Here is a 17,858-nt window from a genome sequence, read left to right as displayed (position 1 = left end):
GGGAGGATTCATGGAAAGATTTGTTACACCAAAGCATATAGAAGAAGATCATGATTCGGAAAAATCAATTAGACCGGATCATTTGGATGACTATATAGGTCAAGAAAAAACAAAAGAAAAATTACAAATTTTCATGAAAGCGGCAAGGTTAAGAGGTGAATCTTTGGATCATGTGCTCTTGTATGGACCGCCAGGATTGGGAAAGACAACGCTTTCTTGTATCATTGCCAATGAAATGAATGTTGGCATCAAGATTACTTCTGGTCCTGCAATTGAACGTCCAGGTGATCTTGCTGCAATACTTACAGCTATGAAAGATGGGGATGTTCTTTTTATTGATGAGATTCATCGATTGAGTCGGCATGTGGAAGAGGTTCTTTACCCTGCAATGGAAGACTATGCAATTGATATCGTAATTGGAAAAGGCCCAGGGGCAAGGTCTGTGAGACTTGATTTGCCTAAATTTACTTTGGTTGGCGCAACAACGCGTGCAGGTCAGTTGACGGCGCCTCTACGCGATCGGTTTGGTGTGATTTGCAAACTGGATTTGTATGATCATGAAGAATTGGGACGCATCATAAAACGTTCTGCCGATGTTTTGCAGATTCCCATTGATGATGAAGCAACTTTTGAAATGGCCATGCGGAGTAGAGGAACCCCTCGTATTGTAAACCGCCTGTTGAAGCGGGTTAGAGATTATGCGCAAGTGAAAGGAACGGGGACCATTACAAGAGCAATTGCTAAAGAAGCTTTAGATTTATTGGAAATTGACCCAATCGGTTTGGATGCAGTGGATCGAAAAATAATTGAAAGCATTGTTGATTTCTTTGATGGTGGACCGGTAGGTGTGGATACCTTAGCAGCAGCAACTGGAGAAGAGACCACGACCATTGAAGATGTTTATGAGCCTTATTTGATGCAGATAGGATTTCTTCAGAGAACCCCACGTGGCCGAGTCGTTACAAATAAAGGACGCATCCACTTGGGATATGCGCCCATTTCATCAGGGGAACAATTGGCTTTTGATGCACTCGGGGAGGTGCTGTAATGCGGTTAAAAAATTTGACGATTTTATTTTTGCTGGGACTTTTTTTTGCTGTCCCCTCATTTGCCAGTATAGAGCCTATGATTGATGTGGGATTAATTTTCGGGAAAAATAATGAGTACCCTATTGGGATTAACACTGAGTCTGGGATTATACTAGAAATTGAGGGTGGACAAGCGGTTGTAGATTTTCAAGCAGTAGATACGTTTAGAATTATGAAACTGGGTTTTTACACATATACAGGTGACCAATCGGCATATGTGGATTCAAATTCAGATGTTTATAAGTCTAACCGGGTAAAAGGCGGTTATAGTGTCGATTCGGGCTTGTCTTTTGAAACATTTGAATTGGCCCAAAATGAGGTTGAAAAACGTGATGGTAATTTTTATGTTTTTTATGATGGCATCTACCGTCTTTTAATCGGGCATTTCGTAACAGAAGAATCGGCTAGAACTGAGATGCTGGGCCTTCAAAGTAAATATCCTGAATTGACCTTTACGGCGATGCATCTTTCTGAACGTTCACTTGCAATAGAAGCAAATGGCCGAACTATTTTTGCCTATGACTCTGAGCGTGATGTGTTCTTTAGAACTGAGCTTTTCGAAGTTGGCAGTTTAAACTATCGATATGGGTTTAAAGTTAAACGGTTACCAGGGAGTGATTTTACCCTGATTAATCGGTTGCCCATGTCATTTTATCTATATGGGGTTTTGCCAAAAGAAATGAGTGGAAAATGGCCAATTGAAGCGTTAAAGGCTCAGGCGGTTGCAGCTAGAAGTTTTGCCTTAAAAAGTATAGGCGGCTATCCAGAATACGAGTTTGATGTCTGTACAACAGTGAACAGTCAAGCTTATGGCGGGTATAACGTAGAGGCGCCCAACTCAAATTTAGCGGTAGACCTTACAAGGGGTATGGTCTTAACCTATGAAGATGAAATTGCAGATTGCTTTTACCATTCTCATTCAGGAGGGTTTACAGATGATGCGGGTTTGATATGGCATTCGAGAATTCCGTACATCTCGCCGGTTGAAGATGTTTTTTCTGTGGTATCAGGATCACCAAATACAGATTGGACATTAGAACTTTCAGATCGTGATATTGAAGGCGCATTATTGCAAGCCGGCTATAATATTGGACGGCTGTCAAAAATTCGCATACTGGAACGGACAAAGAGTGGACGTGTGGTTTCTATGGAATTTGAAGGCTCATTTAGCACGGCCACACTTACAGGTGAAGCACCTCGATTTGCTTTAGGAACAACAGTATTAAAAAGTATGTTGTTTGGATTTGACGCTGGGAAAGCTGTGACAGAAATTCCAAATCAACTGCCAATGCCGGGAGTTGTTATGAGTCCTACGACGCTTTTAAGTAGTGAAGGTGTTTATGGGACCCTCTTAGAAAATCAAGTGGTCCGACAGGAAACCAGCAGAGGGCGTTTGGAAATGCGGTTAAATTTATTTAATCCACTTAACCCGCCACTATTATCCCGTGATACTGTGTCTGTTTATGAAGAAATATCTGTTCGCACTGGCAAAGTTGTCATATATGGACATGGATATGGACATGGACTTGGCATGAGTCAATGGGGTGCAAAAAAAATGGCAGAACTTGGCTATGATTATGCGTCTATTTTGGAACATTATTACAAAGACACAGAATTAGTGGCAGATTATAATGGAAGATATTCGAATTAAAGGGGTAATGGATGAAGACTAAAGATTTTTATTTTGATCTTCCACAGCATTTGATTGCACAAACGCCGTTGGAAGATCGTTCTCAATCTAGATTGATGCATCTAAATCGAGAAACAGGTGATTTGACACACGAAAAATTCAAAGACATAACACAGTATTTGAAAAAAGGGGACTGTCTTGTACTTAATAATACAAAAGTTATCCCTGCGCGTCTTTTTGGTGTAAAAGACACAGGCGCAAGTGTTGAGTTTCTCTTACTGAAGCGGTTAAGCGATACAAGATGGGAAACGCTTGTTAAGCCGGGAAAAAAAGCTAGAATAGGTGCTGAGTTTTCCTTTGGAGACGGAAAAATGTCATGCAAAGTGGTTGGCATAGGGGATGAAGGAACGCGTATTATTGAGTTTGCTTTTGAGGGAATTTTTGAAGAAATATTAGATGAACTTGGAACAATGCCATTGCCACCTTACATCACTGAAACTTTAGAAGATGCTAAACGGTATAATACGGTATATGCCAAGCATGATGGGTCTGCAGCTGCACCCACAGCAGGATTACATTTTACCGAAGATCTTTTGGAGGATTTGCGTTTAAAGGGAGTTGAAGTGGCTTTTGTTACGTTGCACGTAGGACTAGGGACTTTTAGACCGGTAAAAGTAGATGATGTTAATTCTCATAAAATGCATTCTGAGTTCTATGAGTTGAGTGCAGACAATGCAGCCCTAATTAATCGGGTTAAAAAATCAGGTGGACGGGTTATATCCGTTGGAACAACAACAACGCGAACACTAGAAACCATAGCGGATAATTCTGGACAATTGGAAGCTAAAAATGGGTGGACGGATATTTTTATTTACCCTGGTTATGAGTTTAAGTGTATCGATGGGTTGATTACTAATTTTCATTTGCCGGAATCAACACTCATTATGCTTGTCAGTGCGCTTATGACACGTGAGCAAATATTAAATGCCTATAGGGTTGCAGTAGAAGAATCTTACAGGTTTTTTAGTTTTGGCGATGCCATGTTGATTTTATAAAACTGAGAGGAGAAATTATGGCGATTCGTTATGAATTGATTAAAGAATGTAAACAGACAGGGGCGCGACTTGGACGGCTTCATACACCACATGGTGTTATTGAAACGCCTATTTTTATGCCTGTTGGAACACAAGCAACTGTAAAGGCAATGACGCCAGAAGAATTAAAAGACATGGCGGCGCAAATCATATTATCCAACACCTATCATTTGTATTTGAGACCAGGACATGAATTGGTGAAGGAAGCCGGTGGTCTTCATAAATTTATGAATTGGGACCGTCCTATATTAACAGACAGCGGCGGATTTCAAGTCTTTAGTCTTGGCGATTTAAGAAAAATAAGTGAAGAGGGTGTTGAATTTCAATCCCACTTAGATGGAAGCCGTCATTTTTTATCACCAGAGCGTGTTATGGAAATTGAAACAGCTCTAGGTGCAGATATTATAATGGCATTTGATGAATGTGCACCCTATCCAGCGGACTATGATTATGTAAAAAAATCTATGGAACGCACCACAAGGTGGGCAAAAAGATGTAAGGATTCATTTGAAAATACAGAAAATCAAGCCTTGTTTGGTATCGTTCAGGGTGGAATGTTTAGAGACTTAAGAGAGCAAAGTGCTAAAGAATTGGTTGAGCTTGATTTCCCTGGATACAGTATTGGTGGTTTAAGTGTTGGCGAATCAAAAGATCTTATGTATGAAGTGCTAGACTATACAACTCCCTTACTTCCAAAAAATAAACCGAGATATTTGATGGGTGTTGGCAGTCCAGATGCATTGATTGAAGGCGTCATAAGGGGTGTGGATATGTTTGATTGTGTTTTGCCAACCCGAATTGCCCGCAATGGAACTGCTATGACATCAGAAGGTAGAATTGCAATAAAAAATGCCAAATACACCCGTGATTTTACACCACTAGATCCTAATTGTACGTGCTATACGTGCAAAAATTATACACGTGCTTATCTGCGACATTTATACAAGGCAGATGAAATTTTATCATCGAGATTGATGTCAACACATAACCTCTATTTTTTAATTCATTTAATGAAACAAGTCCGAGAAGCAATTATGGAAGATCGGTTGATGGATTTCAGAAATGAATTTTTTGCAAAATATTATGGTGAAACCCTTTTGTAAATAATTTTATTTCTGTTATAATGAAGAAAGAGTACGCATAAGCGAAAATAATAAGGAGTGTAGTTATGGAGAGTACTTTTGGATTGATTCTGTATATGGGTTTTTTCTTTGCCCTAATGTATTTTTTATTGGTTAGACCTCAAAAAAAGAAAACAAAACAACTCAATGAACTTAGAAGCAGTGTGCGTTCAGGTGATACTGTTGTTACAATTGGTGGTATTGTCGGAAAAGTGCTAAATGTTAAGGAAGATGACTTTGTTTTGGAAGTTGGTGCTGCTAGAACAAAATTGACATTTAAAAAATGGGCAATTTCTGCAGTAGAAAAATCTGAAACTGAAGTGGTTGATCCTGCAGTAGCAGAGTAATTTGATTAAAACCAGAAAAGACTTGTCTGATTAGATAAGTCTTTTTTAATTTTAATGGATATGGTATAATATCTTGTATTTAATTTGATTACATGATTAATGGGAGGTTTATAATGAAGCACATAAAAACAATAAATAGAGGATCGTTAAAAAGTTCAGCTGCACATGGCGGATGTGGGGAATGTCAAACGTCGTGTCAATCGGCTTGCAAGACATCTTGTACAGTCGGCAATCAAAAGTGTGAAAATAAATAAGTAACGATGTGAAAAGCAGAGTGAACTCTGCTTTTCTTGTTGAAATTGGAGGAACGTATGATTCATAAGTTTAAGCAGGGAGACATGTATTTTGTTTTAGATGTGAACAGTGGTGCTGTTCATGTAATTGACAAAATTGTATTTGATGTCTTGGATTATTATCCAGAAAAGTCACCTGTGGAAGTGATTAGAGCCTTAAAAGACTCTTATTCTGAAGAAGAAGTTAGGGAAGCTTTGAGTGATGTGGATTATTTAATTGAAGAGGACATGTTGTTCACAGATGATAAATATGTCAATTCAATTGAATTTCAAAATAGAAGTCCTATTGTAAAGGCTATGTGCCTTCACATTGCACATGATTGTAATTTGAGATGTGCGTATTGCTTTGCATCCCAAGGAGACTTTCAAGGGACTCGTTCCATGATGTCTTATGAAGTCGGGAAAAAAGCCTTGGATATGTTGGTGGCAAATTCAGGAAACCGTCGCAACTTAGAAGTGGATTTTTTTGGTGGTGAACCCCTGATGAATTTTGAAGTTGTAAAACAGTTGGTTTCCTATGGTAGATCTTTGGAAAAAACACATAATAAGAATTTTAGATTCACACTTACAACAAATGGCGTTTTGCTCAGTGATGAGATTATTGACTATCTTAACGATAATATGTATAACGTTGTTTTAAGTTTGGATGGAAGACGTGACGTCAATGATAAAATGCGTTATACCATTAGTGGTGGTGGGTCATACGATGTGATTGTACCAAAGATTCAAAAGCTTGTAGAAAGTCGAAAAGGCAAAGCTTATTATGTTCGAGGGACTTTTACAAAAAACAACTTAGATTTTTCACAAGATGTGCTTCACATGGCGGACTTAGGGTTTAAAAGCACATCTATCGAACCTGTGGTTGCAGCACCAGGCGATGCGTATGCTTTGGACGAATCAGATCTTGATGTTGTGAAAGAGCAGTATGATCTATTGGCAGAAGAATTAATAAAACGGCACAATACAGATAAAGAATTTTCCTTTTTTCATTTTGCCATTGATATGGGCCAAGGGCCATGTGTTATAAAAAGATTATCAGGTTGTGGTGCTGGTTCAGAGTATTTGGCAATTACACCTGAAGGGGATATTTTCCCGTGTCATCAATTTGTGGGCAATGACCATTTTAAAATGGGTAATGTGATGGCAGGTGTTATTGACTTTGGTTTAACCAGTGAGTTTAAGAACGCTCATGTTTATAATAAAGAAAAATGCAGAACGTGCTGGGCGAAATTTTATTGTAGTGGTGGGTGTCATGCAAATGCGTATAATTTCAACAATGACATTTATACCCCTTATGCATTAGGTTGCGAGATGGAAAAAAAGCGTATTGAAAATTCCATTTATATTTATGCGAAACTAAACCAAGACTAGTGACTGGAGGAAAACATGCTTCACAAGTTTAAAGATAAAGGGCCAGAGGTGGGAGAATCATGCTTTGTTGCAGATTCTGCCGATGTAATTGGACAAGTTGTTCTAGAAGACTATGTGAACATTTGGTATAATACTGTAGTCAGAGGTGATATAGAACCAATTCAAATTGGAAGTGGGACAAATATTCAAGATTTGTGTATGGTTCACACCAGTACAGATTTTCCAGTTAAAATTGGAAAAAATGTTACAATAGGACACCGTGCCATTATTCATGGTGCGGTGATTGAATCTAATGTACTGATTGGCATGGGTGCTATACTTTTGGATGGCGCTTATGTGGAAAAAAATGTTCTGGTGGCTGCAGGCTCTTTGATACCACCGGGCAAAAGAATTCCATCGGGCTCGCTTGTTATGGGGGCACCTGCGAAAGTGGTGCGCGCTTTAACGGAAGAAGAAATCGAATCTATTAAGATATCAGCCTTAAAATATGTGGAATTATCGAAATACTATATTTAGAAATTAAGGGGGCACTTAATCATGAAAGGAAAAGAGACGCTTTTATTTTTCCTGATTGTTGCAGTAATTGCAGGCGCAGTTTTTGTAGCAACAAACGGTGTGTCGTTGGGCGCATTTGAACTTAAGTCAGCAGGTGAGATGCTTAATCTTGGACTGGATATTGAAGGTGGCGTGGTTGTGGTTTATGAAGCCAAGACCGAAGAAACTGGAACAGACCTTGAAAGAACCATGGAGCAAACCAAACAGGTTATTGGTAAGCGTGTTAATGAGCTTGGCTTAACTGAACCAATTATTACACTTCAAGGCGAAAATCGAATTCGGATTGAACTCCCTGGTGTTGAGAACCCAGAGGATGCCATTGATGTTATTGGACAAACGGCCTTGTTGCAATTTGTTTTGGTTACAGGAGACCTCCCAGCTATGGAAGGTATGGACATTGCGGCTATTGAATATGAGCCGATTTTAACAGGAACTAATGTGGCAGATGCCTTTGTTTCCCAGGGTCAATATAATGAGCCGGTTGTTTCTTTAAAATTTGATGCCATTGGTAAAGAATTGTTTTTTGAGGGGACTTCAAAAGCGATCGATAATCCAGAAAAAAAAGGACAAATTGCAATTGTTTTGGATCAAGAAATTATATCTGCACCTTATACTGAAATTGTGATTTCAGATGGGGAAGCTTATATACAAGGTAGTTTCACATTTGATTCGGCAAATGAGTTGGCTTTATTAATTAGAGGCGGTGCGCTCCCTGTTGAATTAGAAGAAATTCAAACATCTGTTATCGGACCGACACTTGGAATTGATTCGCTTAATTCTGCTATAAATGCTGCGCTTGTTGGTTTGGCTTTACTGGTTGTCTATATGTTGATTTATTATAGAATTCCAGGTTTTATTGCAACCATTGCTCTTGGTCTTTATGGTTTAATTGTAATTTATGCAATGATTGGGTTTAATGCCACCTTAACTTTGCCAGGCGTTGCTGGTATTGTGCTGTCACTTGGTATGGCAGTGGATGCAAATGTTATAATATTTGAACGTTTAAAAGAGGAAATTCACACTGGAAAGTCTCTTAGGGCTTCTATCAATAGCGGATTTCACAGAGGCATGCGTACAATTATAGATTCAAATGTTACAACTTTTATAGCGGCTATTATACTTTTTGCTTTTGGAGAAGGGCCAATTAAGGGATTTGCAGTGACTTTGATGATTGGTATTGTATCCAGTATGTTTACAGCAGTTGTTGTGACTAAATCATTGTTGAAACTTTCACTTGGATTCTCAGACAGAAAAAAACACTATGGATCAAGGGGGTAAAAAACAATGAAAACAGTAACTATTGCGAAAAAATATAAACTTTGGTTTGCAATTTCCACAGCAGTAATTGTGCTGGGTATTGTGCTCTTTATAATGAATGGCCTAAATTTAGGAATTGAATTTACTGGCGGGACGTTAATGCAAATTGATTTGCAACAGACTGTACCGGTAGATGAAATTAAAGAGTTGCTATCGACTTATGAACTTGATCCTGAAGTGGTTCATGCGGGCACAGAGCAAAATGAAATTATCATTAAGACAAAACAATCGCTTGCCAATGAAGAAAGATTGGCAATCTACCAAGAGTTGATGACATCTTATGGGGTTGATGAAAATGCTATTAGAGGCACCGAACAAGTTGGTCCATCTGTTGGCGCTGAAATTAGAAATCGGGCACTGTTGGCAGTTGCAATTGCTGCGATTGCTATGCTCTTATACGTTTCGGTGCGTTTTGAAACTGTGTTTGGTTTAGCTGCAATTATCGCTTTGATCCATGACGTGTTGATTCTTTTATCACTTTATGCCATTTTTAGGATTACAGTTAATTCTTCCTTTATTGCAGCTGTATTAACCATTGTGGGCTATTCGATTAATGATACTATTGTTGTTTTTGACCGAATTAGAGAAAATGTAAAGCGGGAAAAAGGGACACATTTTGAAATTGCGGATATTTCCATCGGGCAGACTATTTCAAGAACCATCAATACGTCGTTGACCACACTCTTTGTAATTGGGTCCTTGTACTTCTTGGGCGTTTCTACAATTAAAGAATTCGCACTCCCTCTGCTGATTGGTGTTTTAGTGGGAACTTATTCTTCAATTTTTATTGCAAGCCCAGTGTGGGCTTTGCTCAGACACAAGATCAAATCAAAAGACGCGTATTCATCAAAATAGAGGGTATGAATTAAATGCGCAATGGGTTGTCATTGCGCATTTAAGCCCTTATACATACGAATTTGGAGGTGCTTTATGCAATTGTATGTTGTATTGACTTTGATTTTTGCTATTTTAATTACATTATTTGCAATCTTCAACGCTGAAGTGATACTGGTTAACTTTTTGTTCGCAGAAGTGGACATGCCATTGGCTTTGGTAATTATTGGTTCGGCTTTGGTTGGCGCAATTGCGATGTTAATTTTTGATACCTTTAGACGTATTAAAAGTGGTAAAAACATTAAAGACTTGAAAAAACAACTTGATAGCCATCAAAAAATAATGCAGGAAAAAGATGGGAAAATTACTCAAGTTGAAAATGCGTTAAACCAATGTGAAACAACAGTTAAGAATCAACAAGACTTAATTGATGCCTTAAAAGCTGAAAAGACTGAAAAAATAGAACCTGAAACAACAAATACAAGTGAAATGGTGACTGAATGATTTTTCAAAATGCAATTTGGCAATACCCGGAATACGTTGAAAATTCAATAACTGAGTTGGCAAAGTCTTTGGACTGCAGCAATGTGATGGCAAAACTGTATTATGATCGGAATTTGCTTACGCAGGAAGCTGTTAATCGTTTTTTGAATCCGAGTTTAGAGGGTTTGCATGATCCAATGTTGCTTATAGATATGGATTTGGCCAAAGCTCGAATCGAACAGGCAGTTGAAAAGCGTGAATCTATATGGATTTACGGAGATTATGATGTGGATGGGATTACCAGTATTGTTATTTTGAGTAAATATTTTGAGTATATTGGGCATCAGGCTTTTCATTATATTCCAAGTCGTCAAGATGAAGGCTATGGGATTAGCGAAATGGGAATTGATGCAATCAAGGCGCAAGGCGGTCAGCTTATTATCACAGTGGATTGTGGCATTACTGCAGTAGAGCAAGCGGCCTATGCTAAATCTCAAGGGATAGACTTAATTATAACCGATCATCACGAATGCCAGGAAGAATTACCAGACGCCATTGCAGTGGTTAATCCTAAAAGAGGTGGGTATCCATTTCAAATGTTAGCAGGATGTGGTGTGGCTTTAAAGTTGGCACAAGCTATGCTGGGTGATGCTTTTGAAAAGTTTTATACCCAAATCATTGACATTGCAGCTTTAGGAACTGTTGCTGACATTGTACCACTCGTGGATGAAAACCGAATTATTACAAAAATTGGACTCGAACATATGAATCACACTTCAAATCCAGGTGTTCAAGCCCTATTGGCCGAGGCAAATTTAACGGATCGTGAAGTAACGGCAGGCCATATTGGATTCGTGATTGCGCCTCGAATTAATGCTTCAGGTAGAATTGGAAACCCAACCATTGCGGTTGACATGTTGCTTGAAAAGGACTATTTTAAAGCGCTTGAAATTGCAAAAAGTTTAAGTGTTTTAAACGCTGAACGACAGGCCCAAGAAAGAGCAATTATGGAGGAAGCCGATTATTATATTAGGCATCACATTGATCTTGAAAATGAACGCATACTACTGGTTGTTGGCGAAAATTGGCATACCGGTATTATAGGTATTGTTGCTTCAAAGCTTACTGAAAAATATGAACGACCTGCCATCGTATTAAATGTTGAAGATGGTATGGCAAAAGGCTCTGCTAGAAGTGTTACTGGAATTAGCATTTTTGAAGTCTTGAGTACGTTCAAACACTATTTTGAAAAATTTGGTGGCCATGAGCAGGCAGCAGGATTGAGTTTTAAAGCTGAAAACATTTCTGCCTTAAAGGCTGCTCTATATCAGTATGGTTTGGACAATATTCCGAAATATAAGTTGGCAACGACAAGAAATGTAAATGGTCTTTTAAAACCGCAAATGATTACACATGATTTGGTTGAAGCAATTGAACACTTAAAGCCTTTTGGCATTGGCAATCCAAAACCTCAGTTTGTTTTTGAAAATCTGAAGATAGACGATTACCGTATCATTGGGAAAACACAAAATCATTTAAAACTTATTGTCAATGATGGTTTTCGTGTTTATGATGCCATCGCTTTCAATAAAGTGGAATGGATTGAAGCCATTCGAAAATCAGATCCTGTACATCTTTTGATTAATCTTGAGAAGAACCACTTTATGGGTGTTGAAACCATACAGTTTTTAATCCAAGATTTAATTAAGGATAAATTGCCTGTAAAGCCCGCTTTAGAGTTTGGGTTTCAGAAAGCATTTTATAACTATTATAGCCTAGATAGACATTTGTCTTTTAATTATGATAAAATTTTACCGCAAGATTTAACCAAACTTATAGAGTCAGAAGATAAAGACGTGTTAATTGTTGATACTTATAGAGGGCTTCTGGCATTTAGAGATTTTGTCATGGGCCGAAATTTTTATCGCTATACACTACATTTTGGAAATTTGGATCGATTAGAATCTCGCGAGGGTTATCTTGATGTTGTTTTTATGCCATTGACTCTCGATTCAACCCCTGTAGAATTCAAGTTACACAGACTAGATGAGGATGAACCCCTCAATACGTTTATACCGAACCGTGAAGATCTGGTTTACTTTTATAAGCAAGTTTTTCAGCTTAATAAAACCAATCTGGATGAGGTTTCAAAAAAAGTGCGTATGTCACTTGCAAAAGTTTTATTTTGTTTGGATTTGCTTAGTGAAATGAAATTGTTATCTTACACACTTTTTAACAAGGAACTTGAACTCAAATTTTTACCAAAACCGGAACAAAAAATCAATTTAGATGAGGTGCCACTTTTTAAGGATCTAAAAGATGCATTAAGTGGGGCTGCAAGGAGGAAATAGTATGGATATTAAATCTAAAATTCGGGTCATTGAAGATTTCCCTAAACCGGGAATTAGTTTTAAGGACATTACAACATTACTTTTAGATGGGAATGCCTATAAAGAAGCGATTCAAACTTGTATCGATCAACTTGAAGGTGTTGACTATAATGTAATTGTAGGTCCAGAAGCGAGAGGTTTTTTGATGGGAGCGCCTATGTCAGTTATGACCGGAAAAGGATTTGTGCCCATTCGTAAACCTGGCAAATTGCCTGGAGAAACACTTCAACATGAATATGAGTTGGAATATGGTAAAGATGTTTTAGAAGTTCATAAAGATGCAATTAAACCAGGGGACCGAGTTCTAGTTGTTGATGATTTACTTGCAACTGGGGGGACAGCTAAGGCTGTTTGTGAGCTCATTGAAAAACTGGGTGGGGAAGTTGCAGGATTGGCTTTTTTGATTGAACTTAACTTTTTGAATGGACGAGAAGTGCTTGAAGGGTATAATGTATACACAGTAGTCGGTTATGATTCATAAAAAACTGTTGTCAGAGTGCTCTTAAAACTGTAAAATAAAGGTTAGATAGTCCGTTCAATTATTTTTGGACGGACTATTATTAATACTTAGAAAGTTTTCAGGTGTTTGAATGAATAAAGAAGGCTACTTGGAAGAACTGAATAAATACGCACCTTATGTCGACTTAACCAATGTATCCAAGGCATATGATTTTGGTGATAGGGCACATACAGGGCAACTCAGAAAAGACGGGACTCCGTTTTTTAATCATCCTGCCAATGTCTCCTTGATATTGGCAGAACTTGAAATGGATGAAGAGACGATTATTGCGGCCCTACTACACGACACGGTTGAAGATACGGCGGTAACTCTAGAGGATGTAACACGTGAATTTGGAAGCGATGTTGCGGCTTTGGTTGATGGTGTCACAAAACTTGCCATTATCAATTATGAAACCAAGCAAGAACAACAGGTTGAAAACTTGAGAAAAATGTTTCTTGCCATGTCCAGTGATATTCGGGTTATTCTTATTAAATTAGCGGACCGGTTACACAATATCAGAACACTTGGTGCTATGTCGCTTGAAAAACAAAAGGAAAAAGCTGAAGAAACCTTGGAAATTTTCGCGCCCATTGCCCATCGTTTGGGAATATCAAAAATCAAATGGGAACTTGAAGACTTAAGTTTAAAATATCTAGATCCTGAAGGGTATCGAGATTTGGTGAGAAAAGTTGACCGTAAACGGACTGAACGTGAATCTATTATCAACGATTACATTCACCAAATTCGAAAATCACTTACAGCCCTTCATTTAGACTTTGAAATCTATGGCCGACCAAAGAACTTTTATAGTATCTATAAAAAAATGAAATATCAACACAAAGAGTTTGATGAAATATATGATTTGACAGCGATTCGAATTGTATGTCGTGATATAAAAGACTGTTATAGTGCTTTAGGGGCAGTTCACACACTTTGGAAGCCGATTCCAGGTCGGTTTAAAGACTATATTGCTATGCCAAAACCCAATCTTTACCAATCTTTGCATACAACGCTTATGGGGAATGGAGAACCATTTGAAATACAAATAAGAACTCAGGAAATGCATGAAATTGCAGAATTTGGTATTGCGGCACATTGGAAATATAAAGAAGGCAGCAGTGACAAACATACTGAGATGGAAAATAAAATTTCATCTTTACGTCAAATGATGGAGTGGCAAAGCGATTTAAAAGATCCAGGCGAATTTATGAACTCATTGAAGTTGGATCTTTTTAGTACAGAAGTGTTTGTATTTACACCAAATGGTGAAGTTATGGATTTGCCACTGGGTTCGACACCTGTAGATTTCGCTTATAAGATACATTCAGAAGTAGGAAACAAATGTATTGGGGCGAAAGTGAACGGCAGGATTGTGCCCTTAAATTATCAACTCCAAAATGGTCAACGGATTGAAATTATGACGAGCAAATCTGCAAATGGACCCTCTAGAGATTGGTTGAAATTTGTTAAAAGTACACAGGCCAAACAAAAAATCAAGCAGTGGTTTAAAAAAGAGCGTCGTGATGAAAATGTTGAAAAAGGCCAGGAAATACTTGTAGGTGAAATTCGCAAACAGAATCTACCTGTTAAACAGGTGCTTTCAACAGACTACTTGGAGCCAATTCTTAAACGACTTAGTTTGAAATCCCTTGAAGATTTGTATAACGCTATTGGATATGGTGGCATACTAACCAATCAAGTCGTTCCAAAGCTTAAGGAACGTTACCATAGAGAGCAAAAAGAAGAACAATTGAGAAATAAGCCAATTCCAGAAAAGTCTGATGACCATCAGAAGCGGAAACGATCTGGGAAGAATGACACTGGCGTTGTTGTAAAGGGCATTGATGATATTTTAGTTCGCTTTGCAAAATGTTGTTCCCCGGTTCCAGGAGATGACATTATTGGCTATGTAACACGGGGTCGTGGTGTAACCATTCATAGAAGTGATTGTCAAAATTTTGAAAAGACTGAAGATGCTGAAAATCGATTCATAGAAGTGGAATGGGCATCCAATACTGAAACTGCTTATGCTACAAATATTCAAATTGTTTCTTCAGATCGAAAAGGTTTGCTTTCTGATATAACCATTATGGTGCAGGAAATGGAAATGGCCATGACGGGAATTAATGCTAAAATTGATAAAAATGGAATTGCAATTGTTAATCTTGAAATTGAAATTTCAGATATAGAAGAACTCAACAAATTGATGCGACGTTTGAAATCATTAGAAGAAATCATTGAAGTTAAACGTGTAAGTTCATAGAGGAGGCAGAATGCGTGCAGTTGTGCAACGGGTCAATTACTCATCCGTTAAAGTAGATGGAGAAGTAGTTGGCTCAATTGAACAAGGATTTAATGTTTTACTTGGCGTTGAAGAGAACGATTTGGAAAAAGATGCGCTTTATCTTGCTGAAAAAATCGTAAATCTAAGAGTATTTGAGGATTCTGAAGGGAAAATGAATTTATCCTTGTTGGATGTTGGTGGTGCAATGCTTTGTATTTCTCAGTTTACCTTGTTGGGAGATTGTCGAAAGGGTAGACGCCCGAGTTTTATAAAGGCGGCAAGACCTGAAGAAGCGAATTCACTTTATGGATTTTTTGTCGATGCGGTTGAGAAAATGGGTGTGAAAGTCGAAACAGGACAATTTCAGGCGCATATGGTAGTAGACATTCAGAATGATGGTCCGGTTACACTTTTGGTGGACAGTCAGAAAGCGTTTTAGATTGGAGGCGAGGCATGTTACTTGAAAAATTGGCAGTTGGATCTTACGCTGCAAATTGCTATATATTGGCTGATGAAATTTCTAAAGAAGCCATAGTGGTAGATCCAGGTGCTGAGCCGGATCGTATTTTATCGAAATTAAAGAAGCACGATTTTAAAACTGTTGCAATTGTGTTGACACATGCGCATGGTGATCATATAGGGGCTGTGCCAGAACTAAAAAAAGCTACTGGCGCGGATGTTATTTTGCACCATGATGAGGCGTATATGCTAAAAGACGCATCAAAAAATCTTTCTGCTGGAATACACGGCAAACCTGTTGAGATTAAAGCAGACCGTACAATTGGTGATGGGGATGTGCTCAAGGTAGGCTCTATAGAAATTAAGATTTTGCATACACCAGGACATACTTTTGGTGGCATTTGCTTATATGTTCCAGCAGAGAAAGTTCTTATTACTGGCGATACTTTGTTTTATGGTTCTGTAGGACGTTCGGACCTCGAAGGTGGGAATCATAAGCAATTGATACGTGGTATTCTTGAAAAAATAATGGTCTTGGATGATACAGTTTCTATTTATCCAGGACATGGTGCCAGTAGTTCTGTGGGGTTTGAGCGTCGTAAGAACCCATTTATTCAGGGGTAGCCATGATTATTTATTTTAATGGGGTATCCAACGAATACGATTTAAGAACAATTATTGAGATTTTTATGCCTAAAAATCAAATACAGGTTGTGGATACAAAAAATCTGTTTCTAGAGAAATTGCGGGATTTTAAATATGGTCTTGAAATTGTTGAGGAACCCCATCAACGCTCAATGATTTTATATAGGGGTACTGATCATAAGGTTCTTGTTGAAAGGACCTTGTTTGCAGTTGATGGTGGGTCAAAAACAGCACTTAAGAGAACACTTTATGAAGTACTTGAAACAGTATATGCGCCAATTGGCAAATGGGGAATCCTTGTAGGAATACGTCCAGTAAAAATTGTGCATGAGTTTTTGGATCAAGGTAAGACAGTTGATGAAATTAAAAATGTGATGGCAAGTACGTATTTGGTTCATCCAGATAAAATTGATTTGTTAATTGAAACGGCATTAAGGGAACGTCCGCATCTATATCCTCTGGATCAATCTGCTGTTTCATTGTACCTGTGTATTCCGTTTTGCCCAACAAGATGCCTTTATTGTTCTTTTCCATCAAATGAAATTTCAAAGAAGGGCAAGTTATTGCCCACTTATTTGGATTTGATGATTCAAGAACTTATATTTGCAGTATCGGAAATTAAACGCAGTGGAAAACACATTGATTGTGTTTATATTGGTGGCGGAACGCCAACAACACTTGACGTCAAACAACTTGAACGCTTGCTTGAAGAAATCGTTCAACAGGTTCCAATTAATCAAATTAAGGAATTTTCTGTTGAAGCTGGGCGACCAGATACAATTTCAATGGAAAAACTTGACGTTATGAAATCTTTTGGTGTAAATCGAATTTGTATCAATCCACAAACAATGCGTGATGACACCTTGACTCGAGTAGGACGGTCACATGATTCAGGCACAATTGTAGATATTATGAAAATGGCGCGAAAAGTGGGCTTTGAAACGATCAATATGGATGTGATTATGGGTCTTCCAGGTGAAACGGTAACAGATACCAATGAAACCTTGAAAAAGTTGATTGAACTTAAACCAGAGAACTTAACGGTACATACACTTGCGGTGAAGCGCGCTTCTAACTTAAATGCTTCAATTGATGAAATCGAGTTGGCGCATGACGGAGAAGTAGAACGCATGTTAAGTGATGGAGATGCTTTGGTGAGACAGTTTGGATATACACCTTACTACATGTATCGGCAAAAGAAAATGATTGGTCATTTGGAAAATATAGGGTACGCTTTGTCAGGGCATGCTTCCCTTTATAACATGCGGATTATGGAAGAACGGCATACCATAGTGGCTATAGGCGCGGGGGCCGTATCTAAAATCTGTTTCCCAGATGACAACCGTCATGAAAGAGTGGCGAATTTTAAAGGTCTTGAAGATTATATCAGTCGATTTGATGAGATATTAGAAAAGAAAAAAGCGATTAATGAATTAAAATAAATG

At 38.2% G+C, this 17,858-nt stretch carries 17 protein-coding genes; all 17 read left to right on the top strand.

All coding sequences use genetic code 11. The features are described from left to right. The first annotated feature begins 10 nt into the window (after positions 1-10). The 17 genes from ruvB (at position 11) to hemZ (ending at position 17,855) form a co-directional block, all read left to right on the top strand. Positions 11-1,048, top strand: a complete 1,038-nt coding sequence (gene ruvB, locus JOC49_RS05720) for a Holliday junction branch migration DNA helicase RuvB (RefSeq protein WP_204663309.1) — start codon at positions 11-13, stop codon at positions 1,046-1,048. Beyond that, positions 1,048-2,739, top strand: coding sequence for a SpoIID/LytB domain-containing protein (locus JOC49_RS05715; protein WP_204663307.1), 1,692 nt, complete (start codon positions 1,048-1,050; stop codon positions 2,737-2,739). The genes ruvB and JOC49_RS05715 overlap by 1 nt, the downstream gene beginning before the upstream one ends. Positions 2,740-2,750: 11 nt before the next feature. Then, positions 2,751-3,773, top strand: coding sequence for a tRNA preQ1(34) S-adenosylmethionine ribosyltransferase-isomerase QueA (gene queA, locus JOC49_RS05710; RefSeq protein ID WP_204663305.1), 1,023 nt, complete (start codon positions 2,751-2,753; stop codon positions 3,771-3,773). A 17-nt stretch (positions 3,774-3,790) separates the two neighbouring features. Then, positions 3,791-4,915, top strand: a complete 1,125-nt coding sequence (tgt, locus tag JOC49_RS05705; RefSeq protein WP_207754690.1) for a tRNA guanosine(34) transglycosylase Tgt — start codon at positions 3,791-3,793, stop codon at positions 4,913-4,915. A gap of 65 nt (positions 4,916-4,980) precedes the next feature. Next, positions 4,981-5,280 (top strand): preprotein translocase subunit YajC, encoded by a 300-nt coding sequence (gene yajC, locus JOC49_RS05700; RefSeq protein WP_204663303.1) that lies wholly within the window; start codon positions 4,981-4,983, stop codon positions 5,278-5,280. A gap of 113 nt (positions 5,281-5,393) precedes the next feature. Further along, on the top strand, positions 5,394-5,534 hold the full coding sequence (gene scfA, locus JOC49_RS05695; protein WP_204663301.1) for a six-cysteine ranthipeptide SCIFF: 141 nt from the start codon (positions 5,394-5,396) through the stop codon (positions 5,532-5,534). A 57-nt stretch (positions 5,535-5,591) separates the two neighbouring features. Further along, positions 5,592-6,944 carry a thioether cross-link-forming SCIFF peptide maturase gene (gene scfB, locus JOC49_RS05690; RefSeq protein WP_204663299.1) on the top strand — a complete coding sequence of 451 codons (1,353 nt, stop codon included), beginning with the start codon at positions 5,592-5,594 and terminating at the stop codon, positions 6,942-6,944. A 15-nt stretch (positions 6,945-6,959) separates the two neighbouring features. Continuing rightward, the gene (locus JOC49_RS05685; RefSeq protein WP_204663297.1) at positions 6,960-7,460 is read left to right on the top strand and encodes a gamma carbonic anhydrase family protein; all 501 of its coding nucleotides are present in this window, start codon (positions 6,960-6,962) and stop codon (positions 7,458-7,460) included. Positions 7,461-7,481: 21 nt separating this feature from the next. Further along, entirely contained in the window at positions 7,482-8,777 is a 1,296-nt protein-coding gene (gene secD, locus JOC49_RS05680) for a protein translocase subunit SecD (protein ID WP_204663295.1), read from the top strand. A 6-nt stretch (positions 8,778-8,783) separates the two neighbouring features. Then, positions 8,784-9,671, top strand: coding sequence for a protein translocase subunit SecF (gene secF, locus JOC49_RS05675; protein WP_204663293.1), 888 nt, complete (start codon positions 8,784-8,786; stop codon positions 9,669-9,671). Between the two features lie 75 nt (positions 9,672-9,746). Further along, a complete protein-coding gene (locus tag JOC49_RS05670) occupies positions 9,747-10,154 on the top strand; it encodes a LapA family protein (protein WP_204663291.1) in 408 nt (135 codons plus the stop codon). Continuing rightward, on the top strand, positions 10,151-12,484 hold the full coding sequence (gene recJ / locus JOC49_RS05665) for a single-stranded-DNA-specific exonuclease RecJ (RefSeq protein ID WP_204663289.1): 2,334 nt from the start codon (positions 10,151-10,153) through the stop codon (positions 12,482-12,484). Before JOC49_RS05670 ends, recJ begins: the two co-directional genes overlap by 4 nt. A 1-nt stretch (position 12,485) precedes the next feature. Next, on the top strand, positions 12,486-13,004 hold the full coding sequence (locus tag JOC49_RS05660; protein WP_204663287.1) for an adenine phosphoribosyltransferase: 519 nt from the start codon (positions 12,486-12,488) through the stop codon (positions 13,002-13,004). A gap of 109 nt (positions 13,005-13,113) precedes the next feature. Continuing rightward, positions 13,114-15,288, top strand: coding sequence for a RelA/SpoT family protein (locus JOC49_RS05655; protein WP_204663285.1), 2,175 nt, complete (start codon positions 13,114-13,116; stop codon positions 15,286-15,288). 10 nt (positions 15,289-15,298) lie between these two features. Then, positions 15,299-15,748: a D-aminoacyl-tRNA deacylase gene (gene dtd / locus JOC49_RS05650; protein ID WP_204663283.1), complete on the top strand. Its 450-nt coding sequence runs from the start codon at positions 15,299-15,301 to the stop codon at positions 15,746-15,748. A 14-nt stretch (positions 15,749-15,762) separates the two neighbouring features. Continuing rightward, positions 15,763-16,392: an MBL fold metallo-hydrolase gene (locus JOC49_RS05645; protein ID WP_204663281.1), complete on the top strand. Its 630-nt coding sequence runs from the start codon at positions 15,763-15,765 to the stop codon at positions 16,390-16,392. Positions 16,393-16,394: 2 nt separating this feature from the next. Next, the gene (hemZ, locus tag JOC49_RS05640; protein ID WP_204663279.1) at positions 16,395-17,855 is read left to right on the top strand and encodes a coproporphyrinogen dehydrogenase HemZ; all 1,461 of its coding nucleotides are present in this window, start codon (positions 16,395-16,397) and stop codon (positions 17,853-17,855) included. Positions 17,856-17,858: the final 3 nt, after the last annotated feature.

It is taken from the genome of Fusibacter tunisiensis (genome assembly GCF_016908355.1).
In the GTDB taxonomy this organism is placed as follows: Bacteria; Bacillota; Clostridia; order Peptostreptococcales; family Acidaminobacteraceae; genus Fusibacter_D; species Fusibacter_D tunisiensis.
This window is presented reverse-complemented; position numbering and strand designations above follow the sequence as displayed.